The sequence below is a fragment of the Flavobacterium suzhouense genome (assembly GCF_042684765.1).
Classification (GTDB): domain Bacteria; phylum Bacteroidota; class Bacteroidia; order Flavobacteriales; family Flavobacteriaceae; genus Flavobacterium; species Flavobacterium suzhouense.
In genome coordinates, this window is record NZ_JBHUMD010000024.1 from 16,304 (window position 1) to 40,061 (window position 23,758).

20 protein-coding genes and 1 pseudogene are annotated in these 23,758 nt (G+C 40.0%); 6 read left to right on the forward strand and 15 right to left on the reverse strand.

The genetic code is table 11. The features are described 5' to 3' along the window. The gene (locus ACFSR3_RS09510; RefSeq protein ID WP_379820763.1) at positions 1 to 777 is read left to right on the forward strand and encodes a heme ABC transporter ATP-binding protein; all 777 of its coding nucleotides are present in this window, start codon (positions 1 to 3) and stop codon (positions 775 to 777) included. 10 nt (positions 778 to 787) lie between these two features. After that, positions 788 to 1,825 (forward strand): hemin-degrading factor, encoded by a 1,038-nt coding sequence (locus tag ACFSR3_RS09515; protein WP_379820764.1) that lies wholly within the window; start codon positions 788 to 790, stop codon positions 1,823 to 1,825. Between the two features lie 96 nt (positions 1,826 to 1,921). Here ACFSR3_RS09515 and ACFSR3_RS09520 read toward each other — a convergent pair whose 3' ends face one another. The 6 genes and pseudogenes from ACFSR3_RS09520 to rnpA all read right to left on the reverse strand — a co-directional run bounded on the left by ACFSR3_RS09520 (position 1,922) and on the right by rnpA (position 8,666). After that, positions 1,922 to 2,740 carry an OmpA family protein gene (locus ACFSR3_RS09520; RefSeq protein WP_379820765.1) on the reverse strand — a complete coding sequence of 273 codons (819 nt, stop codon included), beginning with the start codon at positions 2,738 to 2,740 and terminating at the stop codon, positions 1,922 to 1,924. 1 nt (position 2,741) lies between these two features. Next, entirely contained in the window at positions 2,742 to 4,736 is a 1,995-nt protein-coding gene (locus tag ACFSR3_RS09525) for a KUP/HAK/KT family potassium transporter (RefSeq protein ID WP_379820766.1), read from the reverse strand. A gap of 127 nt (positions 4,737 to 4,863) precedes the next feature. Continuing rightward, positions 4,864 to 5,691 (reverse strand): sulfurtransferase, encoded by an 828-nt coding sequence (locus ACFSR3_RS09530; RefSeq protein WP_379820767.1) that lies wholly within the window; start codon positions 5,689 to 5,691, stop codon positions 4,864 to 4,866. A 51-nt stretch (positions 5,692 to 5,742) separates the two neighbouring features. Further along, positions 5,743 to 7,380 (reverse strand): S41 family peptidase, encoded by a 1,638-nt coding sequence (locus tag ACFSR3_RS09535; protein ID WP_379820768.1) that lies wholly within the window; start codon positions 7,378 to 7,380, stop codon positions 5,743 to 5,745. Further along, positions 7,364 to 8,208 (reverse strand): annotated as a pseudogene (locus tag ACFSR3_RS09540) (DUF4349 domain-containing protein). Before ACFSR3_RS09540 ends, ACFSR3_RS09535 begins: the two are co-directional and overlap by 17 nt. A 68-nt stretch (positions 8,209 to 8,276) precedes the next feature. After that, positions 8,277 to 8,666, reverse strand: coding sequence for a ribonuclease P protein component (gene rnpA / locus ACFSR3_RS09545; protein ID WP_379820769.1), 390 nt, complete (start codon positions 8,664 to 8,666; stop codon positions 8,277 to 8,279). Positions 8,667 to 8,968: 302 nt separating this feature from the next. On the opposite strand from rnpA, the gene ACFSR3_RS09550 reads away from it, so the two are divergent. Then, the gene (locus tag ACFSR3_RS09550; protein WP_379820770.1) at positions 8,969 to 9,223 is read left to right on the forward strand and encodes a hypothetical protein; all 255 of its coding nucleotides are present in this window, start codon (positions 8,969 to 8,971) and stop codon (positions 9,221 to 9,223) included. A 243-nt stretch (positions 9,224 to 9,466) separates the two neighbouring features. Here the strand turns inward: ACFSR3_RS09550 and ACFSR3_RS09555 are convergent, their stop codons facing one another. The 7 genes from ACFSR3_RS09555 to ACFSR3_RS09585 form a co-directional block, all read right to left on the reverse strand. Further along, complete coding sequence (locus ACFSR3_RS09555) at positions 9,467 to 10,531, reverse strand: HmuY family protein (RefSeq protein WP_379820771.1); 1,065 nt, start codon at positions 10,529 to 10,531, stop codon at positions 9,467 to 9,469. A gap of 10 nt (positions 10,532 to 10,541) precedes the next feature. Beyond that, positions 10,542 to 12,716, reverse strand: a complete 2,175-nt coding sequence (locus ACFSR3_RS09560; RefSeq protein WP_379820772.1) for a TonB-dependent receptor plug domain-containing protein — start codon at positions 12,714 to 12,716, stop codon at positions 10,542 to 10,544. A gap of 166 nt (positions 12,717 to 12,882) precedes the next feature. Next, positions 12,883 to 14,199: a Fe-S cluster assembly protein SufD gene (gene sufD, locus ACFSR3_RS09565; protein WP_379820773.1), complete on the reverse strand. Its 1,317-nt coding sequence runs from the start codon at positions 14,197 to 14,199 to the stop codon at positions 12,883 to 12,885. A 1-nt stretch (position 14,200) separates the two neighbouring features. Further along, positions 14,201 to 14,947: a Fe-S cluster assembly ATPase SufC gene (gene sufC / locus ACFSR3_RS09570; RefSeq protein WP_114758766.1), complete on the reverse strand. Its 747-nt coding sequence runs from the start codon at positions 14,945 to 14,947 to the stop codon at positions 14,201 to 14,203. A gap of 145 nt (positions 14,948 to 15,092) precedes the next feature. Further along, the gene (gene sufB, locus ACFSR3_RS09575; RefSeq protein WP_379820774.1) at positions 15,093 to 16,541 is read right to left on the reverse strand and encodes a Fe-S cluster assembly protein SufB; all 1,449 of its coding nucleotides are present in this window, start codon (positions 16,539 to 16,541) and stop codon (positions 15,093 to 15,095) included. A 30-nt stretch (positions 16,542 to 16,571) separates the two neighbouring features. Then, entirely contained in the window at positions 16,572 to 16,943 is a 372-nt protein-coding gene (locus ACFSR3_RS09580; protein ID WP_379820775.1) for a four helix bundle protein, read from the reverse strand. Positions 16,944 to 16,980: 37 nt separating this feature from the next. Beyond that, entirely contained in the window at positions 16,981 to 17,310 is a 330-nt protein-coding gene (locus ACFSR3_RS09585) for a HesB/IscA family protein (protein ID WP_114758764.1), read from the reverse strand. Between the two features lie 160 nt (positions 17,311 to 17,470). Here ACFSR3_RS09585 and ACFSR3_RS09590 point away from each other — a divergent pair, with 160 nt between their 5' ends. From ACFSR3_RS09590 to ACFSR3_RS09600, 3 genes are all read left to right on the forward strand, one after another. After that, positions 17,471 to 18,328 carry an MBL fold metallo-hydrolase gene (locus ACFSR3_RS09590; RefSeq protein WP_379820776.1) on the forward strand — a complete coding sequence of 286 codons (858 nt, stop codon included), beginning with the start codon at positions 17,471 to 17,473 and terminating at the stop codon, positions 18,326 to 18,328. Between the two features lie 303 nt (positions 18,329 to 18,631). Then, complete coding sequence (locus tag ACFSR3_RS09595) at positions 18,632 to 20,242, forward strand: S8 family peptidase (RefSeq protein ID WP_379820777.1); 1,611 nt, start codon at positions 18,632 to 18,634, stop codon at positions 20,240 to 20,242. Between the two features lie 64 nt (positions 20,243 to 20,306). Next, positions 20,307 to 22,205, forward strand: coding sequence for a M1 family metallopeptidase (locus tag ACFSR3_RS09600; protein WP_379820778.1), 1,899 nt, complete (start codon positions 20,307 to 20,309; stop codon positions 22,203 to 22,205). Positions 22,206 to 22,318: 113 nt separating this feature from the next. On the opposite strand, the gene ACFSR3_RS09605 is transcribed toward ACFSR3_RS09600, so the two are convergent. Together ACFSR3_RS09605 and ACFSR3_RS09610 are read right to left on the reverse strand one after the other, a co-directional pair. Then, complete coding sequence (locus ACFSR3_RS09605) at positions 22,319 to 22,765, reverse strand: GNAT family N-acetyltransferase (protein ID WP_379820779.1); 447 nt, start codon at positions 22,763 to 22,765, stop codon at positions 22,319 to 22,321. Continuing rightward, positions 22,762 to 23,745 (reverse strand): DUF4837 family protein, encoded by a 984-nt coding sequence (locus ACFSR3_RS09610; protein ID WP_379820780.1) that lies wholly within the window; start codon positions 23,743 to 23,745, stop codon positions 22,762 to 22,764. Before ACFSR3_RS09610 ends, ACFSR3_RS09605 begins: the two co-directional genes overlap by 4 nt. Between the last annotated feature and the right edge of the window lie 13 nt (positions 23,746 to 23,758).

A 23,758-nucleotide genomic window follows, 5' to 3' on the forward strand; every position in this document is an offset into this window, starting at 1 on the left:
ATGTTAGAAGCTCAGAACATATCCTATGCACACCGAAAGTTCTCTATTCTTGAGGGCATTGATGTGGCCGTAAACCACAGCGAACTGCTAGTGATCGTTGGTCCTAACGGTGCCGGTAAATCAACACTGCTTAGTTTGCTGGCTAACGAGTTAGGAAGCGGTAAAGAGACTGTTTTCTTTAAAAAGAAAACCTTCCGCGAATGGGACGAAAAAGAGCTTTCCCACAGTAAAGCTAAGTTTTCGCAAAATAACAGCCATGACATCCCGCTTACGGTTCAAAATGTAGTAATGATGGGACGTTACCCCTATTTCGGTTCCATACCGCGTAAAATTGACGAAGAAGCTGTTTTAAAAGCCATGCAGGAAACCGATGTAAGCCATCTGGCACAAAGGGACTACAATTCGCTTTCGGGCGGAGAAAAGCAGCGTGTACATCTCGCAAGGGTGCTTACTCAGCTGGACAACGAAGTAAAAAATACACTTATCTTTTTAGACGAGCCACTAAACAATCTTGATGTGCTGCACCAGCACCGCATCATGCATACTATTAAAAAATTTACACAAGCGGGCCATACCGCTGTAATGGTGCTTCACGACCTAAACCTTGCAGCGCAGTTTGCCGACAGGGTAATGCTGCTGAAAAAAGGAAAGATCGTTAGCCACGATATTCCGCAAAAGGTATTTACCCGCGAAACCATCAGTACGGTATATAATTTTCCATGTACCATCTGCCCTAATCCAGTAAACAATAACCCATTAATAATTTTTGGAACTTAATATATTAATTATGAGTACAACAACAAATTCACTGAAATCGCAGTGGGAGGCAATGAAAGCCGAAAATCCACACTTGAGAATAAGAAACGCAGCCGAGCAGCTTGGTGTTAGCGAAGCAGAGCTTGTAGCAACAAGCATAGGCGACACCGTAACGCGTCTTCGTCCTGAATTTGCAGCAATACTTACCGAAGTTGAGAAACTTGGTAAAGTAATGGCTCTTACACGCAATGACGAATGTGTTCATGAGCGCAAGGGTGTTTATCTTAATCCTGATTTCAGTTCTCCTTTCGCAAGCGTTTTTGTAGGTGAGGACATCGACCTTCGCCTTTTCCTTACTCATTGGGATAAAGCGTATGCTGTAGCAGAAAAAAGTGAGCATGGCGACAGAAAAAGCCTTCAGTTCTTCGGAAAAGACGGCCTTGCCATCCACAAGATATATTTAACAAAAGACAGCAACGAAGGGGCATTTGATACTTTGGTTGCACAATTCAAATCGGATAACCAAAGTACGGAAGAAACAACGGTTGAAGTTCCGCTAATCATTGACGAGAAACCGGATTCAGAAATTGACGTTCCTGCTTTCCATGAAGCATGGTTAAACCTGCCTGATACCCACGCATTCTTTGGTATGCTTAAGAAATTTGGCGTTACAAGAACACAGGCACTTCGCCTGGCTCCAAACGATCACCTGGCAAAACAAACAACTAAAGAAGCTGTTGTAAAAATGCTTGAAGGTGCTGCCGAGCAAAAACTACCTATCATGGTATTTGTAGGTAACAGAGGTAACATCCAGATCCACACAGGTCTTGTTCGTAAAACTATGTGGCACAACCAGTGGTTCAATGTAATGGATCCTGACTTTAACCTACACCTTGATACAGACAAGATCGCTCAGGTATGGATTGTTCGCAAGCCAACTGCTGACGGTGAAGTAACAGCCCTTGAGGTATACAACGAGATGGGTGAGATCATCGTTCAGTTCTTCGGAAAAAGAAAACCGGGCAATCCTGAACTTACAGAGTGGAGAGAACTTGTAACTTCACTATAATTCAGTCAGGTTATATAGATTCAAATTAGAAAGCTAGAAAGCCGCTCAATGAGCGGCTTTTTATATTGTAAACTGTAACTTAATGCTGAGCACTTTTTATATCCCTGTAATAACAAGCTCAACACGGCGGTCATATTCGGTTCCCTTACCTAATGGAACTGTATTTCCATAGCCTTTGTGCGTCATTCTGCTTGCCGGGATCTTTTTAGAGATAAGGTACTTGTAAACGGCAAAGGCTCTGTTCTTAGAAAGTTCGCGCTTACGGGTATCCTTGTCTATCGCTTCCTTCTGGAACGTTGGCGTACAGCAAATGTGTCCCTGTATCTCAAACTTTATGGTTTTGTATTTCATTAAAAACCTGGCCATCTTATCAAGTTCAGCCTTTGATTTGGTAGTAAGCTTACTGCTGCCACGCTCAAAAAGGATATTATCAAGATAAATATGGTCTCCCACAATTACATCCTTTTTAAGGGCATTATAAGTACCCGGCTCTAACTTGGGTGGTGGAAGCGGTTTAAAATTCACTGTAACGTCTACACGGCGGTTTTTAGAGCGTGCTTCCGATACATTGTCTATATCTTCTTCAAGCAATATACGGCCCTTTCCCTCTATCGTTACAATAATCTTGTTTCTAATACCACGCCCAAGCAGCGTATCGCGTATGGTATTAGCCCTGTTGGTAGACAATTTAAAATTATACTCATCTTTACCCCGATCGTCACAATAGCCAAATATTTGTATCGACTCAATTCGTGCAGTGTCAATAGCTTTAATAAAAGCGACTACGTTATTGCCCTGTTTATCGTCAAGGTTGTACTTATTAACATCAAAGTACACCGAATAAACGGTTTCTTCTTGTGAAAGTGCAATATTTGAAACTAAAAATGCGAGTAGTATGTAAAGTGATTTTCTCATTCTAATGCTGTGATTCTTTTGAAGGACAATCGTCTATCCTGACCATATTAAGATCTTCCGGCGGATGGATTACGATAGGGAATTTCTCAACCTTTACCGAACTGCTGTCAAGCCCAAAGGCACGCCCTTCCGAAAGACTGATTTTTTTAAGTACAAAGTAAATATCAAGTATGATTCTTTCATACCACGGCAAATCGTTGTCGTATGAAAGGAATTTTTCTATAATCACAAACTTAAAGTCTCCTATCACGTTATTTCTGTTAAGTGAGGCATAACGGCTGAAAATATCTACCTCGCTGCGCTTAACCATGTCACGCACCACCTGCTTAAACATCAGGTTTATTCTTGGTGCCACACGGAAGCCCAGGTAAAAGTCTACTCTAATAACGTCATCTTTCATGATTTCGCGTACGCGGTACTCCATTTTGTAAGGCTCATCTACCACATTTACGTGAACAAACCAATAAATATCAGCACGCTTAGGCCTTTTTTGTAAGATGGAATATATAATTTTCGACTCGATCTCATCACCCAGCTGGGCATTGGTCATGTATACCAGGTGCGTTGCATATTTAGGGATAGATAAATCGTTACTAAGTTCTGATAGTACGGTCTTATAATTCGCAATCTTGGTAAACTCAGTATATTCACTACGAATACGTTTAGCTGTAAACCAAACGGCCATGATCATGGCAAGCAAACCGGCAATACCCAGCGACACATAGCCTCCATGGTGGAACTTACTGATATTAGCGATAAGGAAAGATATCTCTATTGCAAAATAAACCGATATAACGGCAATGATAAGAAACTTGTTATAACGCTTCATTACCATATAATAGCCCAGTAGCGTAGTGGTCATGAGCATACACAACACTATCGCAAGACCATAAGCCGCTTCCATGTTTCCTGATTCCCTGAAGTGAAGCACAATAAACACACAGCCAAGGAACAACAACCAGTTGATTGACGGAATATATAACTGTCCGCGCAGGTCTGTTGGGAATTTAACCGAAACCTTAGGCCAGAAGTTAAGACGCATGGCCTCAGAAATCAATGTAAACGAACCGCTTATCAATGCCTGGGATGCAATTACCGCCGCCGATGTAGCGATAGCGATACCAAACGGAAGGAACCAGTCCGGCATTAGCAAATAGAAAGGGTTACCCGGATTAGACGGGTTTCCGCTTAATGTTGTAAGTGTCTGTCCTGCATGCGAAATAAGGTATGCGCCCTGTCCGAAATAATTCAGTACAAGCATCGTTTTTACAAATCCCCAGCTCACGCGAATGTTTTGTCTTCCGCAGTGGCCCATATCGCTATACAACGCCTCTGCACCTGTAGTACACAGGAACACAAAACCTAATACATAAAAACCTTCGTGATGTATGCTTAGCAAATGGAAAGCGTAGTAAGGGTTAAGGGCTTTAAGTACCGATATATTACCTAATAAAGGAATAATACCTAAAACACCCAGCATACCAAACCATAACAACATCATTGGTCCGAAAAACTTTCCGATGAATTTACTTCCGAAACGCTGAATAAAGAAGAGTACGAATAGAATGCTTATTACAATAGGCACAGTATCAAGACCCGGCTGATAGGTTCTTAAACCCTCAATAGCAGATGAAACCGAGATGGGCGGTGTAATAATACCATCGGCCAAAAGTGCACTACCACCAATGATAGCCGGCACGATAAGTCCTTTCTTCTTAAGTCGCTTAACAAGCGTGTAAAGAGAGAAAATACCACCTTCACCTTTGTTATCGGCCTTTAAGGTAAGATAGACATACTTGATTGTTGTTTGTAATGTCAAAGTCCAGAAAATACAGGACAAAGCGCCCAGGACAACCTGTTCTTCAATAGGCTGTTCGCCTATAATTGCTTTCATTACATAGAGAGGGGAAGTTCCTATATCTCCGTAGATGATACCCAAAGTAACCAGCAAACCGCCAAGCGTTACCTTGTTGAGTTGTATGTGATTGGTGCTCACGATATTTTTATATTAAATAACAAAGGTAGTACTTTTATAAAAAATGAATGTGAAGAAGCCGATTATTTCACTTACAAAATACTACAATGCTTTTTTTGACTTAAATAAATAATTGTTTTTCAATATATTACTCACCTACAGCAACAGTTTTACCTCTTCCTGACCACTCGCTCCATGACCCTACATAAAGCCTGGGCAAAGGCAAGCCCGCATAATCTATTGCCAGCAGGGCATGACAAGCTGTAACCCCGGATCCGCAATGCACTATAACATCTTTGGTGTTTGTATCTCCCAATACTTCCAAATATTTTTGGGCCAGTATTTCCGGCTCTAAAAAAAAGCCATCAGCATCAAGATTCGTTTCATAAGGAACATTGATAGCTCCGGGAATATGCCCGGCAATGGCATCCAGCGGTTCTGTTTCGCCCCTAAAGCGTGCGGCTGCCCTTACGTCAATAATTTTCATGGAATTATCGGCAGCTTTTTCAACATCATCTATATAAGCCTGAGGCAATTGCCATTGGGTAAAAACATAAGGCGCTGCCGGTTCCGAAAGCTCTACCAGATCGCTTAGTGGAAATCCTGCTTTTGCCGCTGCAGTCACTCCTCCGTTTAAAACCTGGACATTTTTATGGCCCGCCGCTTTTAGCATCCACCAAAAGCGCGCCGCCGACAATGCCCCATTCTTATCGTCATATACCACAACGTGGCTGTGAGGTTTTATACCAAGCCTTCCCAGCACAGCTCCAAAAGAAACAGGATCAGGAAGCGGATGCCTCCCCCCTTTTGCGGCATTATCCGGAACATTCGCCATATCGGTATTCAGGTCTATATGTTTAGCTCCTTTTAAATGCTGCATGCCATAGCTTACAACATTACCGGCATCTATAATAACAACATCATTGGCCTTTACCAGTTCGATCAGGTCTAAAGGCTGAATTATAGGCTTTACCATGACTATTATAAATTATAAAGCCCTCATGCCTGTGGCAGAGGGCTTTGGTTATTATTTAGAAAGTATCTTGTTATACTCTGCCGTATTACTAAGTAATGCCACCGATTTTTTAATTTCAGGATTGCTTGTTACATAGTACTTATACAGTCCTTCTTTATACTGGTAACGCTTAATAAGTTCATCAAGCAGCAGGTCTTTGATTTCCTGCTTGTGCAAATTCAGTTCCTTTTCTTCACTTTTTTGCAGCGCGGCCAGCAATTGCTGGTATTCTGCCGAAATACTTGCATCTATCTTCTCTTTTTTGGCAACTTCCATCATTGCTTTAAGTGATTTTTCAGTTTCAGTATCAAACTGGAAGTTATCTTTTTTGAGCGATTGCTTAAAGGCTTCAAAGTCGGCATCCGTTATCGTTGGTATGCTAGTGCCTAAGTTTGGATTTTTATAGTAATATGTTGTTGCATAGTTAAAAATGCCATCGTTTTTAACCAATGCGTCTGATATCGGACTTTGTTTTGCCTCTTCCAGTTCTACATCGGGCAAAATTCCTCCTCCGTCATAAACCGTTCTTCCTTTTTTAGTCTTAAAGGCGTTATAGTCTTTTTTGTCGATGCGTATTGCTTTACCGTCAGCATCTTTGTGAGCATAATCAAGAGCCTGTATACCTCTTCCCGACGGCGTATAATAACGTGATATGGTAACTTTTACCTGAGTTCCGTAAGTAAGATCAAGCGGTCGCTGAACCAATCCTTTACCAAAACTTCTGCTACCCACAATTACGGCACGGTCAAGGTCCTGAAGCGCACCCGAAACAATCTCTGATGCCGAAGCACTGCTTCCGTTTACCAGCACCACTAACGGAATTTCAAGGTCTACCGGTGGTTTTTGGGTTTTGTAGGTATTGTTATAGTTTTCGTTTTTCGATTTTGTTGTAACGATAATTTCCCCCTGGGGCACAAAAAGGTTACATACGTTTACGGCTTCATTTAGCAAACCTCCCGGATTACCTCTCAGGTCAAGAATTATGCTTTTTGCTCCATCAGCCTTAAGCTGCAGCAAAGCAGCCTTGGTTTCAGATGATGCCTTACCGTTAAACTGCGAAAGCACAATATAGCCTGTATCTTTTCCTACCATACCAAAAAACGGTACGGCCTTTATATCCACCTCGTTAAGTACTATCTGCGTAGTATAGGTCTTGCCCTGGCGAACATATTTAATATCTACTTTGGTATTTTTGGTTCCTTTAAGCAGTTCACCTGCATCTTCCTTAAAATCAACAAGGTTTACATCGCCTATCTGAATAATTTCGTCACCGGCTTTTAGCCCGGCCTTATCGGCAGGATAATCTTTATAAGGTTCTTTTACGATAAGTTTTCCTTCTTTACGGGTAATAAGCGCACCTATTCCGGTGTATTCTCCGGTATTGTTTATCTTAAATTTGGCTACATCCTGTTCGTTAAAGTATACAGTATATGGGTCAAGGTCAGTAAGCATGCTCTTGATGGCCTTATCCATCAACTGCCCCGGGTTTACCTCATCTACATAATTATTGTTAACCGTTTTAAACAGGGTTGTAAATATCTCTATCTGCTTGGCGATCTCAAAGAAATCATTCTTAAAGCTCACCCCAACAAATAAAAACGCCGATGCCGCTACAGGCACCACATATCTTCTTTTAAGAATTCCCAACATATTTCTTTCTCTTTAATTTTTTCCTCACAATAAGGAAAGCAATCACGAAAATAAGGATAAAAGGCCAAAAGTAAAGCAAACCTATAAAGAAACTTGAAAGGCTGTTAAATCCGGATACAATGGCATTCCACATTTTAGAACCAAAAGATACCGTTGCATCAGGCTGTTCCGCCGTTTCCTTATAAAATTCAATATTGATGGTGCTAAGTGCAATCCGACTTTTCATATAACGCAACTGCCCTTCTTTAGCTTCAATTTCTTCACGTATTGCAGACAGTTCCTTCTCAATCTCCAGAATCTCCGATACTTTTTTGCTTTCCCAATAAGCTCCAGATAGCGCTGTTCTAAAATTTTCTTGGCTTTAATGCGCGCATCAGTATCAATATATTCTTCGGTAACATCAAGAGATGATATTTCCTTGGTGTCAAAATACTTTACTCCTTTGCTTATATCTGCCATAAATGTATCAAAATACTTAGCCGGTATGCGAACGGTCATGGTGCGGGTTAACTCATAACGTGTTTTGCCTTCTGTGTCATTCTGTACCTGGGCCTGATATTTTTTTACGCTCTTGGCTATAGCTTCTGCAGTTGCGGGCAGGTCGTCCGTTTCAAAACGCAGGTTAGCATTCTTAATGATTTTTTGTTCAGGATATGCTACTCCGCCGTCAGGAATTGCCTTACCGGCATTATCCGGAGGTGCCATACTTACTGCTGCCATTGGTGCTTCTTCTGCAACTACAGCTGCAGAATCTTCTTTGTACTGGTTGGCATCCTCTTTACAGCCGTTTAGGACCAGGACAAAAATAAATACAAGGATTGTTCTCATAGGGTTGGTGATTTACCCTTGTAACGCAAAAGCCATTGCTCTTAGTGTGAGCAAACTAAAAGTAAATACTACAGCTGTTCCTGAGCAGCGAATTTTTCGAAAAGCTGAATGGTTTTAGTATTTATTTCCTCAAACGAAAGACGGTCTTTGGTCTGATAAAAAAACATTAAAGCATAGGGGCGGTCAAGCCTGTCTATAATAATATGCTTATGATGACGATAAGTCTCACGCAACAGGCGCTTAAAATAATTGCGGTCATGCGCCCTTTTAAAATGTTTTTTCGACACCGAAACACCCATTTTAAGCGGAGCACCATCAGTATAAGCTTCATCAACAGGAACATATACCAAACGCAACGGATATTTAGAAACCGATTTCCCTTTGGTAAACATAAGGTCTATCGTGGTACGGCTTTTCAGTTTTTCCTGTTTCGGATATGTATATTGCCCTTTTTGCATGCCGCAAAGGTAATTCAATTGATTGATTATTTCTTACTACCCAATTTGCATTGAAATTCAGCTATGCATAAATCGCTGATTTCTACATAAATTTCTACAAGATCTCTACATTTTCTACAATTTATTCAGTTCCAGTATTTAATCACTATATACATGCTAAACATGTTTTCAAATATAAAAAATACTGATTATCAACATATTAAATTTAAAAATACATAATCCGTTGCTATAGTTTCAGGTTCGTCGGCATTATAGTTGCACTAATCTAAACACGGAAATAAATCAAAAAAAATAAAAACCACATGAAAAAAGTATTTTTAAGCGCCCTAATGCTAACAGGTGTTATGGCAATGGCACAGGAAAAACCGGCTCAGGCTCCTACACAAACAGCTACACCGGCTCAGACAACACAAACGGCTGCTCCGGCTGCTAAAGAAGTAAAACCAAGTACACAGGCACAGCCTGCAACTGCGCAACCGGCTAAAAAAGCAGAGGCTACCGTAAAGGAAGAAAAAGCTGAAGTTAAAAAGGCTGACCCAGCTAAAAAATCTAAATAATTTTTTAGCGCCATTATATATAAATGCAGGTTTACTTGCTGAAGAACCCCTTGACGGAACAGTCAGGGGGTTTTTGTTTATTACTAAGGCAAAATAAAGCTTCTGGAAGGTTTTCTTCTCGCTAAAGAAGTATTTATGAGTTTTGAAACTAAAAAGCTGTTAAAACCCCTTAAAGATCGAAAATCCCGACAGGAATGTACTACCCGCCGGGATTCAAAATAAAACAAAAACTAACTCATTATATTATTTTAGCAACTGGTATTCGAAAACAGGGAATCCTCTTTCGCCTTCAGTGCTTACCATAGAGATAAATCTGATTTTATAAATATTACCTTCTGCGTCTTTCACAACAAAGAAAACATTATTAAATACCGCTCTGGTAAATACATCTCTCCAGTCAGCACCAATAGTTCTTTGGTCAGCACTATAGTCATGTCCCTCAACATTCGCCAGTGTAAATGCTGTATATGCAGCAGCATCACCTTCAACTTTAAAAGCTTTTACGCCTGCTTTATTGTTAAGAACAATAAAGTCTGAATAGAAATATGCTCCCGCTGAAACACCATTTTGGAACACTTCATTGGTAAATGTTGTAAAGTTAAGATCCCATTGTGCTTTCACAGGCTCCGCTTTTACCTCAACACCATTTACAAGGCTAAAGAAAACATGATTATAAGCGGCATCTTTTGTTATGGAAACAGTTGTAGGCGTTGTAGCATCAAGGTTAGCATATTGCAGTTTATAACCTGCTCCATCCTGCCATACTTTTACTTTTTTCCATCCTCTTTGTTCTCCTGCAACATTTGTAGATCCCGCAGCCGGTTTTTCTGTAGGCACACTATTACCAAGATTTACAAGATATACGCTTGCAGAAGCCTCACTTTCTGCAATGCTACCAAAGGCAGTACTGTTGATATCTCCCGTAGGATTATCAACATAAGCCATGTTTTCTGCCTGGAAAGTACCAACAGCTACTGTAGCATCAGATTGCTGAACAGCAGTAATATCGGTAGTTTCCAGTTTTTTTACTGCCATACCTATCGATCCGTTTATCACCACATGTGCTTCAGTTCCTGAATAGAAACCAAGTTCCCATGCATCGCGTGGTGTCGCAGCGGCGGCTTCGCCGCTAAGGTCTACATATACCTGATTACCTTGTGTAGCACCGCCTATGTTAAGTGGGTGTTCTGCGCTTCCAAAAACCGTTCCGTCTGAAATAGGAATTATTGGGTCTATTTTACTGTTATCATCACTGCTGCAGGCAGCCAGTGTCATGAATACAAATGATAAAAGAGCTATTTTTTTCATATATAAAATATTAAATATTGAGGTTGTACGTAAGTTTCAGGAAATAAGACCTGCCATATCCCATAAGCAGGCTGGTAGATCCGGCAGAGTGAGCCCCGGCATTAGAAGCTACACTCGAACGTATATTCACTACATCAAAGATATTTCTTGCGCCAAATGTAACGTCGAACTTCTTTTCAAAGAACGTCTTTCTTACCGATGCATCCATCAGGCTGAATCCTTCAATATCCTGTAGTATATATTCAGGTGTTGAAAGTGATCCATTTTCTACATACTGCTGAGTTTTTCCATTTAGTTTGTAGTATAGTGTAAATATTGTATTCCATTTCGGAACAGCAAAAGCCAGGTTTGTATTAAACTGTACATTATACAGGAATTTATCATCTGCCTTTACAACCCCGTTACTGAGATCTCTTGAGATACCCACAACGATAAGACCCGCTTTAGCCTGCCAGTTTTTATAATTAAGCTGATGCGTGGTTGAGAAATTCCACATTTGGTATTTATCAATATTGATAAACTTGTATTGAAGGTTAGGATTAAAACCAACTATTACCTGCTCAATACGGTCATCAATAGTTATATAGCTCGCTGCAGCAGTATTTACAAGCTGAAGTCCTGATTCATAAAATGTCGTTTTCTTTCCACTTAACTCAAAAGAATTTGCAGTTTCTGGCTTAAGGTCTTCGTTTCCTCGTATGTCATGATTTGCATCTACCATGTAGGTATATAGCTCGTCGTAGGTAGGGGTTCTGTACGATCTTCCGTATGAAGCTCTAACTTCATGCCCGTTAGCGTATAATTGTCTTAATCCCAAAGAAGCAGCCCACTGGTCTTCAAACCTTGACTGAAAAGAATAGCGAACTCCCGGACGGATAGAGAATCGCTCTGTAACTGCAATTTCAGCAGCACTAAATAAATCATAGTTCTCTAATCTTTTCTTCAGGTTTACACCCTGTTGATCCGGGTTATTAAAAACACCACCTAAAGACGATGTATAACCATTAGTGTTTACCGCCTCATACCCAACCTGAACATCTATTTTTTTGTTATTTAGTATATTACTGATGTTACCTGTAGAATATAGTACTTCTGTATCCTGGTAAGTTTCGCTTTTATTGTTGGCTTCTTCGCCCGTCTGTATGTAATATTTAAAGGTTTCTACATCCCTTTTCTGTCGTTGATGCGACACAGACACATTATAATTGCGACCCAAAACCTTACCCACAGCATTTAAGTGATGGTAAAATTTATTAGTATCATAACGCCTGTCATTAGAGACACGATACGTACCCACACCTGTCACAAATTCGTCAGTAACCACAGGATCGTAATAATCCAGGTGCTCATCAAAATAATCGAACTTGTAAAAAATCCTGAAATTCTCTTTTTGATAGCGCACCAGTGCATTGGTAAAGTATTGTTCTTTAGGCAGCCAGCTATATCCCCTGTCGTGCTCAGGATCCGGATTTGCAGGATCATAAGCCGTATAGTCACGCCCTCCCCTTTCATCAATATAGCCTTTAAAATCATTCCTGTTGCCTCCTACAGATGCATACCAATTGTCGTTAATAGTATGAGCTGCCCTTAAGGCCTGAATATGGCGCCCTTTGTCTCCAAAAGGAGCATATTCGTCGCCTATGGTTTCTTCCTGAACCGTAGCGCTCAATTCCCATTTATTTTTGGTGTTCTTCTTAGTAATGATGTTAATGATACCACTTACAGCATTTGCTCCATGGGTTACACCCATTGCCCCTTCTATAATCTCAATTTGCTGAACATCATCAAGATTGATCTGCGTAAGATCTACATTATTACCCAATCCTGTATCGCTTACTAACGGAACGTTGTCTACCAGTACTTTAAGATAATTACTATCCAGACCAAACATGGAAACTGTAGACCGGCCCGACTCATTATTTGGTCTAACAGTTATATTCAGGTATTGGTTAAGAACATCTGCGAGGTTGTTTCCCGCCTGGCGTTTTATATCTTCAGCAGATATAACACGGACATTAAAAACCGATTTTTTTATGGATTGAGGCTCTATCTGTCCGGTTACCACCACTTCTTCCAATTGTGTATTTGTAGCAGGTTTAACAGTATCTGTAACGGTTTCCTGAGCTAATGTAGAGAAGCTTATAAAGGATACTATAGATAAAAACGCTTGTGCTTGCTTGTGCATTACTAACTTTAGTTAGATTAATTCTAAATAGAATGCAAAACTAACTCTAGTGATTTATATATCCAAATTATTTTTATTAATTCTAAATAAAGATTTGTAAGAAAGCTAATGGAGGGAATAAAAAAAGCCTCCAAATGGAGGCTTATGTTGTTTCAGCGATACAATATTAAAGGTCAAAACCCATACTTACGCCCAATTTAGAGGCAATAAGCTTAGTAATCCTGTTTTTAAGTTCCGGAATTCTGATGCTCTCGATAACCTCATTGCTAAATGCATACATAAGTAATGCTTTAGCCTCTTTTTGAGGTATACCACGGCTTTGCATATAGAACATGGCATTGTCGTCAAGCTGGCCAATTGTACAACCGTGAGAACATTTTACGTCATCAGCAAAGATCTCAAGCTGTGGCTTAGCATTTATAGTGGCTTTATCGCTTAAAAGTATGTTGTTATTCTGTTGGAAAGCATCTGTTTTCTGAGCTTCTTTCTCAACATAAATCTTTCCGTTGAAAACACCCGTAGCGTTATCATCAAAAATACCTTTGTAATTCTGGTGGCTTTCACAGTTTGGCTGAGCATGCTGCACAAGCGTGTAATGGTCTACAAGCTGTTTATCGCCAATGATGGTAATTCCTTTAAGCGTACTTTCGATGCGCTCACCCTGATGGTAAAAATTCAGGTTATTACGGGTAATATTACCTCCAAAAGAGAATGTGTGTACCGATGCATTACTGTTTGCTTTTTGAGCAATATAAGTGTTATCCACTAAGTTAGCGCTTTGCAGGTCGTTCTGAATCTTGTAATAATCAACAACTGCTCTTTCCTGGGCAAATATCTCGGTTACGGCATTTGTAAGCACCGGATTCCCATTAAGGCTCTGGTGTCTTTCAATGATCTGTACCTGAGCATTCTCACCCACAATTACAAGGTTACGTGGCTGAACCATAAGCGCAGCTTCATTTCCTGTAGAGAAACACATGATCTCGATAGGCTTATCTACAATCTTTCCTTTAGGAATGTTGATGTAAGCGCCTTCGCTTGCAAATGCTGTATTTAACGAAGTAAGGCTGTCTTCAGTATTTGCGATCTTGTTGAAGTAAGTATCAACGATCTCTTTGTATTTTGGTTTGGTAAGTGCCGATGACATAAGGCAGATATCAACCCCTTCATGCGTCGTAGACGACAGGAAAGAACTGAAAACACCGTCAATAAGGACTACTTTGTAGGTGTCGATTTCGTGAATGAAGTATTTTTTTACCTCAGCATATTCCACAACATTTTCCTTTTTAGGAAAAACGCTGAAATCGTTCTTTAGCACCGCATTAAGCGATGTATATTTCCATGCTTCCTCCTTTTTGGTAGGAAAGCCTTTGGTTTCAAAATTCTTTATGGCTTCAGTACGTACTTCGTGTAAATCGGAATCCACATCAACACGCTCCTCAAAAGCCATGAAAGAAGATAATAGCTTTTCTTTCAAATCCATCTTAGTTCTCCGATTTAATCCAGTCGTAACCTTTTTCTTCAAGTTCAAGGGCAAGTTCTTTACCGCCCGATTTCACGATCTTACCGTTGTAAAGTACGTGTACAAAATCAGGAACAATATAGTCAAGAAGCCTTTGGTAGTGCGTGATTACGATAACCGCGTTGTCTTCGCTGCGAAGCTTGTTCACACCGTTTGCAACAATACGAAGTGCATCGATATCAAGACCTGAATCTGTTTCGTCAAGAATAGCAACTTTTGGTTCAAGCATTGCCATCTGGAAGATCTCGTTACGTTTTTTCTCACCACCCGAGAAACCTTCGTTTAACGAACGGGAAAGGAATTTACGGTCTATCTCAAGCATTTCGCTTTTCTCACGGATAAGCTTAAGCATCTCGTTAGCAGGCATTTCATCCTGGCCTTTTGCTTTACGGCTCTCGTTGATAGCAGTTTTCATGAAGTTGGTAACCGATACTCCCGGAATTTCTACAGGGTACTGGAACGAAAGGAAAACACCTTTATGCGCTCTTTCTTCAGGAGCCAGTTCGCCAATATCTTCACCTTCAAGGATTATCTCACCATCAGTTACTTCATAATCCTCTTTACCGGCAATTACCGATGAAAGTGTACTCTTACCTGATCCGTTTGGACCCATGATAGCGTGTACTTCACCTGCTTTTACTTCAAGGTTAATCCCTTTCAGGATTTCTTTATCTTCAACACGAGCGTGTAAATTCTTAATACTTAACATTACTATTTGTTTCGGGTTCAGGGTTTTGGATTCAGGGTTAATTACTCAAACCCAATACCTCATTCCCTTATTTATTATTGTTTGTATATTCTAAATTCTTATTATCCGGGTGGAGTTCAACACTGAACTCAAAACCCGAAACTCTTTATCCTACTGATCCTTCTAACGAAATCTCAAGTAGTTTTTGCGCTTCAACGGCAAATTCCATTGGCAGTTTGTTCAGTACATCTTTACTGAAACCGTTTACGATAAGCGCAATCGCTTTCTCAGTAGGGATACCCCTCTGGTTACAGTAGAATACCTGATCTTCACCAATTTTACTGGTAGTAGCCTCATGTTCTATCTTAGCCGTAGTATTTTTAGACTCGATGTACGGAAAGGTATGCGCACCACAGTTGTTACCCATCAATAATGAGTCACACTGCGAGAAGTTGCGGGCGTTTTCTGCCCTTGCGCCTATCTGTACAAGACCACGATAGCTGTTTTGCGATTTACCCGCCGAGATACCCTTAGAAATGATAGTACTCTTGGTGTTTTTACCAAGGTGAATCATTTTTGTTCCGGTATCAGCCTGCTGGAAATTATTAGTTACCGCAATAGAATAAAACTCACCAATAGAGTTATCTCCTTTAAGCACACAGCTTGGATATTTCCATGTCACAGCAGAACCTGTCTCTACCTGTGTCCATGATATCTTAGCGTTCTTTTCGCAAAGCCCGCGTTTTGTTACAAAGTTGAATACACCACCTTTACCCTCTTTATTGCCTGGGAACCAGTTTTGTACTGTGCTGTATTTAATTTCTGCATCATCCATTGCAATAAGTTCTACGACTGCGGCATGCAGCTGGTTCTCATCACGCGATGGTGCAGTACAACCTTCAAGGTAACTCACATAACTGCCTTCATCGGCAATAACAAGCGTACGTTCAAACTGTCCTGTACCCGCCTGGTTGATACGGAAATAGGTTGAAAGCTCCATTGGGCAACGTACTCCCTTAGGAATATAACAGAAAGAACCATCAGAGAATACCGCCGAGTTAAGCGCTGCATAAAAGTTATCTTTTTGCGGCACTACGGAACCTATGTATTTCTTAACCAGTTCCGGGTGTTCTTTTATAGCCTCAGAAATCGGGCAGAATATGATGCCTTTTTCAGCAAGCGTTTTCTTGAATGTTGTAGCTACAGAAACCGAGTCGACCACGATATCCATTGCTATGTTATTCATCTTCTTTTGCTCATCAATAGAGATTCCAAGCTTTTTGTACATTGCCAAAAGCTCAGGGTCTACATCATCAAGTGTTTTATTAGGATCAACCGTTTTTGGCGCAGAATAATATGATATTGCCTGAAAATCAGGTTTCTCATAATGTACGTTAGCCCATTCCGGCTCAATCATTTCCTGCCAGGCACGAAAAGCCTCTAGCCTCCACTCCGTCATCCATTCAGGCTCTTCTTTCTTTTTAGAAAGTGCCCTTACGACTTCTTCGTTAAGCCCAATAGGAAATGTTTCAGATTCAATGTCAGTATAAAAACCGTACTCGTATTCTTTGTTCTCAAGTTCGATCTTTAATTCCTCTTCAGTGTACTTACTCATTTTTTGTTTTAAAGTTTAAAGTTATTAATGTTATAAAGTTCCACTCAGGTACTTTATAAAACCACTTAACAACTTTGATATATCATTCACCTTTAAATTAAGGCTATTAAATTCTATTTCAGAAACATATCCTAAATCTAAAGCCAAATACAATTGAGATCTGAATTCACCTGCTGATGCCTTAGCTATAAAAAGAAACCTTATAAATTCTTTAGGGGTTTCTCTCTCAAAACCTTCAGCTATATTAGATGAAATCGAGATACTCGCTCTCCTCATCTGATCCCTCAAACCATAATCTTTGGCAAAGGAACTACTTTCATTCGTAATCTTGTAAATTTCAGCATTAAGTTCCCTTGCTTTTTGCCATGCAATAATTTCTTCAAAGGATTTTAGCTTCTCCATACAAACATTACAACATTTTAACTTTCAACTTTATAACTTATAAAGAGAAACTTTCCCCGCATCCGCAGGTTCTTTGCGCATTTGGATTGTTGAATACAAAACCTTTACCGTTAAGCCCCCCTGAATATTCCAGAATTGTACCTGCTAAATACAGGAAGCTTTTTTTATCTACGGCAATTTTTATATCGTTATCTTCAAATACTTTGTCATTTTCGCCCAGTTCCTTGTCAAATTTAAGATCATAAGACAAACCTGAACATCCGCCGCTTTTCACACCTACCCTTACATAGTCGGTAGCAGCATCAAAACCATCATCCTCCATAAGAGAAATTACTCTCTTTCTTGCTGTGTCAGATACTTTTATCATGATTTATAAACGTATAATTAGTCTAAATTTAGTGCAAAGATACCACATTTTTAGATAATGCAATAATAGCGTTGATTTTTATAACAATAGTGCTATAACGAAAGCTTATGGCTAATCTTTGCAGCAAAATTGTTAATTTGGCACCACTAAATTTACTCTGATGAAATTATACCCTATAGAAAGCGGTAACTTTAAGCTCGATGGCGGTGCCATGTTTGGCGTGGTTCCTAAAACCATCTGGAACAAAACTAATCCTGCCGACAATAATAACCTGATTGATCTTGCTGCGCGCTGCCTGCTTATTGAAGATGGTAACCGCCTGATATTGATTGATACAGGAATGGGCAACAAGCAAAGCGAAAAGTTCTTTGGTTTTTACTCGATGTGGGGAGACCATAACCTTGATAAATCATTGGCAAAACATGGCTTTAGCCGCGATGATGTTACCGATGTATTTATGACTCACCTTCATTTTGACCATTGTGGCGGAAGCGTTCAGTGGAACAAAGACAAAACCGGATATGAGCCGGCGTTTAAAAATGCACATTTCTGGACTAATGAGAACCATTGGGAATGGGCTACAAAACCAAACGCGAGAGAAAAGGCATCTTTTCTAAGCGAAAACATATTGCCAATGCAGGAAAGCGGTCAGCTGAAGTTCATAAAAAGGCCGGAAGCCGGTTTTCTGGAACAAAGCGAACTTGGCTTTGGGATACTGTTTGCTGATGGCCATACCGAAAAGCAAATGATACCTCATATCAATCACAAAGGCAAAACCATTGTTTTCATGGCGGATTTACTACCAACTGTGGGGCATATTCCGCTTCCTTATGTTATGGGTTATGATACACGCCCTCTTTTGACGATTGACGAAAAAGCAAAATTTTTAAATGAGGCTGCCGATAGAGGGTATTACCTTTTCCTTGAACACGATGCACATAACCAGATTATTACTGTTGAGCATACCGAAAAAGGTGTACGCCTGAAAGAGCTTCATTCTTTTGAAGACATCCTTTAATTATCAGAATAATTCGAAGAATAGATAATAATTTAATTTTTTAATAATTTTCTGTAACGTTTTCGGTTTTTGCGAGTCTATTAATGACCCGCGGGAGCTATTGAAACAGATTGAGTTAGTAGACAATCCGCCAAATACTATACTGCGGGTTCCTTTTTTTACCATCAGTCCTTCCGGTTGTAAAATCCTACATCTTCATTTCAGAAGACGTTTAGACATCATAATTTAATGTTAAGTGTTACGATTTGTGTAACAAAACGCGTTTAAATTAGACCTATCTTAAAATATTGTAATTTAGAAAATATGAAATTCAAAGCAATTTACCTTTCGGCAGCACTGGCACTGGCCCTTGCAAGCTGTGGTACAGCAAAAATAACGGCTGAGCCAATTACCATTACGGCGCCGATAACTGCTAAAAAAGCACCGCTGACAGAAACTCAGGAAAAAAGATGGAGCGACCTTGACCTTGTTAAAGACACGATTCCGGGAATGAGCGTAGACAGAGCTTATGAGCTTCTTAAAGGTAGAAAAAGCAAAAAAGTAATTGTTGGTGTAGTAGATTCCGGTGTAGATGTTAAACACCCGGACCTTGCACCGGTAATCTGGAATAACCCAAAAGAGATTGCTAATAACGGTAAAGATGATGACAACAACGGTTATATTGACGACGTAAACGGCTGGAACTTTTTAGGTGATGCAGAAAACGAAAACCTTGAGTTTGTTCGTATCATGAAAAAAGGTGACGATGGTTCGGCCCTTTACAAAAGAGCTAAAGCTGAGTATGATAAAGAAAGTAAAGAAGCTAAAGCTGAGCTTCAAAAAATTGATTACATCATCAATGCTAATAACAAGATCAAAGCTGAACTGAAAAAAGACACTTATACCGCTCAGGATCTTCAAAACCTGAAATCGTCTGATCCGCTTATTAACGAGCTAAAACCTCAGTTAAGCTACATTCTTACACAGGTTCCCATGAGCGAACTGGAAAAAGAGCTTAAAGAAGCTAAAGACCATTTTGAAGATCAGCTTGAATACAACCTGAATCCTAAATTTGACGGACGTAAGATTGTTGGTGACAATCCTAACGACATCAACGATAAAAAATATGGTAACAACAACGTTATTGGCCCTGTTGCCGATGGCGCTAAACACGGTACTCACGTAGCGGGTATTATCGCTCAGACAAGAGGTAACAACATTGGTGGTGACGGAGTTGCAAGCAATGTGGTTGAAATTATGGCTGTAAGAGCTGTGCCAAATGGTGATGAGTACGATAAAGACGTTGCCCTTGCTATACGTTATGCTGTTGACAACGGTGCTAAAGTAATTAACGGAAGTTTTGGTAAATACTTCTCTACACACAGCGACTGGGTTTATGATGCTATTAAATATGCTGCAGACAAAGACGTTCTTATCGTTTGTGCTGCCGGTAATGAAGGTATGGATCTGAACAAAGACGGAAAAACAGCTGAGCGTTATCCTAACGACTCAAAAGTGGGTGGTCCTGAAATTGCAGATAACTTCCTGACTATTGGTGCTATAAGCTACAACTATGGCCCTGAACTATTGGCAGATTTTTCTAACTATGGTAAACAAGAAGTAGATATTTTTAGCCCGGGTGTTAGAATTTATGCTACAACGCCAAACAATAACTATGAATTCCTTCAGGGTACTTCTATGGCTTCGCCTAATGCAGCAGGAGTAGCAGCACTAATCCGTGCTTACTATCCTAAGCTTACTGCTCCTCAGGTTAAGAAAATCATTATGGATTCTGGTATTCCTGTGGGCATAAAAGTAAACCTTGGCGGTGACCCAAGAGATACAAGATCGTTTAGCGAACTGTCAAGAACCGGAAAAATAATAAATGCTTATAACGCTATTATCCTTGCGGATAAGGTTTCGAGAGGCAAATAATCATTTTTAAATTTTATAAAGATGGAAGGGCCCAATCCCTTCCATTTTTTTTTATTTTTAACCCATGAAAAAATTCGCACTACTGGCATTACTATCGGCTTCTGCCCTTTTTGCCCAAAACAATCCTAATCCGGGGTACTGGCAACAGCACGTAGATTACAAAATGGATGTGTCTATGGATGTAAAAACGTATCGCTATACCGGTAAGCAACAATTGGTTTATACCAATAACTCAAAAGATACGCTGAACCGCGTGTTTTACCACCTTTACAACAATGCTTTTCAGCCGGGAAGTGAGATGGATGCACGACTTCAGGCAATTTCCGATCCTGACAAAAGGATGGTAAAAACTTTTAAAACACCCGAAAAAACAACTTACGAAAGCCGAATCAGCCAGCTTAAGCCGGACGAAATTGGTTATCTTAAAATAAACAACCTGAAACAGGATGGGGTTACTGCCAATAATGTAGTGAAAGGAACAGTTCTTGAAGTTAGGTTGCCAAAAGCAATTCTTCCGGGGCAATCAACAACTTTTACCCTTGATTTTGAAGGGCAGGTACCGGTACAGATTCGCCGTAGCGGAAGAAACAGTGCCGAAGGTGTAGCGCTTTCCATGACACAATGGTATCCAAAAATGGCCGAATACGATTTTGAAGGCTGGCATGCTAATCCATACATTGCCCGTGAATTTCATGGCGTATGGGGTAATTTTGACGTAAACATTACGATCGATAAGGATTATACCATTGGTGGTACGGGATACCTTCAAAATAAGAATGAAATAGGAAAAGGCTATCAGGATTCTGGCGTAGAAGTAAAATACCCTAAAAAAGCCAAAACTCTAACTTGGCATTTTGTAGCGCCAAACGTGCATGACTTTGCATGGGCCGCTGACCCGAATTTTGCTCACGACATAATTATGGGCGAGAATAATACTGAACTTCACTTCTTCTACAAAAACACACCTGAAAACCAGGACGGATGGAAAAGGCTTCAGCCTAAAACAGCCGAGATACTTGCCTACTACAATAAGATTGTAGGTAAATATCCATACAAGCAATACTCTGTTATTCAGGGTGGCGATGGCGGTATGGAATATGCCATGTGTACCCTTATTACAGGTCGTAACTATGAAGGGCTTGTGGGAGTAACTGCTCACGAATTCGGTCACTCATGGTTTCAGCATATCCTGGCTTCTAACGAAAGCGAGCACGGATGGATGGATGAAGGTTTTACTACTTACATCGAAGATCTTGCAATGCATACGCTAATGCCTCCAAAAGATAAAAAAGAAGAACAGGCAAATCCTTTTGCAAGTTCCTACAGCAATTATTTTTACATGGTAAAAACAGGTAAAGAGCAGCCTTTAAGCACACAGGCAGACCGATTTGACCTGAATATGCTATACAGCATAGCATCATATAGCAAGGGTTCAATATTCCTGTCGCAACTGGGTTACCTGATTGGGGAAGAAAAACTGTCCGAAACACTAAAGCGTTACTATGCCGATTATAAGTTTACTCACCCTACACCAAATGATATTACACGTACTGCTGAAAAAGTGAGTGGCGCCGAACTTGGATGGTATCTTACAGACTGGACACTTACTACAAACACTATTGATTACAGCCTGAAAGTAGCCGAAGATGGCAACAACACCAAAGTTACGCTGGAGCGTATTGGCCGTATGCCAATGTCTATCGATATTATTGCCGTATATGAAGATGGTACACAGGAAACATTCTATGTTCCGTTAAGGATGATGTATTATACCAAAGACAATCCGTACCCGAATCTGAAAAGAACCGTATTACCGGAATGGGACTGGGCACATAAAACCTATAATTTCAATATCAGTAAGCCTAAAAAAGCAATTAAGGTTCTTATGATAGATCCTGCAGATCTTATGGCTGATGTAAACAGGGATAACAATGTTTATACGGGTGAAGCTGTTAAACAGTAGGCAGTGTTCAGTATTCAGTTCGCAGTAGCTGAAGCCATTAAAAGTAAAAAAGCAGAACTATATAGTTCTGCTTTTTTTTATTTCTAACTTTATGAATTCTCACTTACTGAACACTATAAACGATGCATCCTTATATGCGGTATATCATCTTCCAAATATTGTTCGCCATCCTGTACAAAGCCATGGCCCTCATAGAATTTCTTAAGGTATAGTTGCGCCGATATGGTTATGACTGATGTATCGTAATGTTCCTGAATTCCGGCAATAGAGGCAATCATAAGGTCGTGACCCCATTTACGGTCACGGAATTTTGGGTTTACTACGACCCTGCCTATCGAAGCATTATCAAAATAATCGCCCTTTGAAAAAATACGGCTATATGCCGCGATTTCACCTTCAAAAAGGCCAAGTACATGTAATGCCTTCTCATCTTTACCATCTATATCCTGATAAACGCAGTTTTGCTCCACTACAAACACTTCAGAGCGCACTTGCAGGAGTTTGTATAGCTCAGAAAGAGAAAGCTCGTTAAATCGCTTTATTTTGAATTCCGGCTTCATGTAAATTTTACAGACTTAATAATTGATTCCAGTTCTACAATCAAATCACGTTTAGGAGATGAAGGGCTATAGATAAAACCCTCGATAACCAGATAACAGTTGTGCTTATTATCCCTAATGACATAATTCAGGAAAGGACCGTTCATAAAGTCGTTTTTCATTTCCCAGTTACCACGGGTTTCAAAAGCACTCTTATCGTTAAAGCTCGTCATAAAAAAATAGGGTGAGTAAGCTTCTTCAGTTACCATATAAGTACCGGCTTCCTTACCATGTATATATCGGCTTCCAACGGAATCACGCATTTTTATAATATCAGTCGCAATGGTCTTATTGCGTTCGATAACTTCAAATGGTACTTTGTAAAGCAGAATGTTGGTGTTACCACTTGTAATTTCTTTCTTCAGCCATATAAAATCCTTATTTTTTACAGCATAACGATAGGTAGAAGGAACTTTAATATCAATATTATATTGGTTCAGGATTATCTTTTGATCCAAAAGTCCGTTCTTGATATTACGTTGTTGATTTTCGGCAATTTCGGTCTGCCTGATGGTACGTATTATTTCATCTGAATGCATATCGATAAGTTCGAGTATCTCGTCTATCGATTTTCCTTTGATGGTAAATACGTTTTGTGGAGCGCAGTAATTATTACGGACAAAACTGAAGCCTTTCTTAGCATCGTTATCCTTGTCGATCATGATAATGTTACGGCCCTTTTTTAAAGAGCCGTCAAACGATTTATCATGTAATTGATTTAGTGTAAAAAGCGGTTCCTCTTGGGTAAGACCGTCCACCGGAGCGGCAAGTCTTTTACGCAGGCTGTCGCCCACTTCACCGTTCCAGAGCACATCGCTTATCACAATCGATATTTCATTGATATTGCCTTTTGAGGCATCGGCATCATCATGCTTATCCTTTTTGCAGGCGATACAGCAAAGAACAAAAACAAAAACAAGGGTTTGTTTCAGCCTTATCATCAAAATACGATTT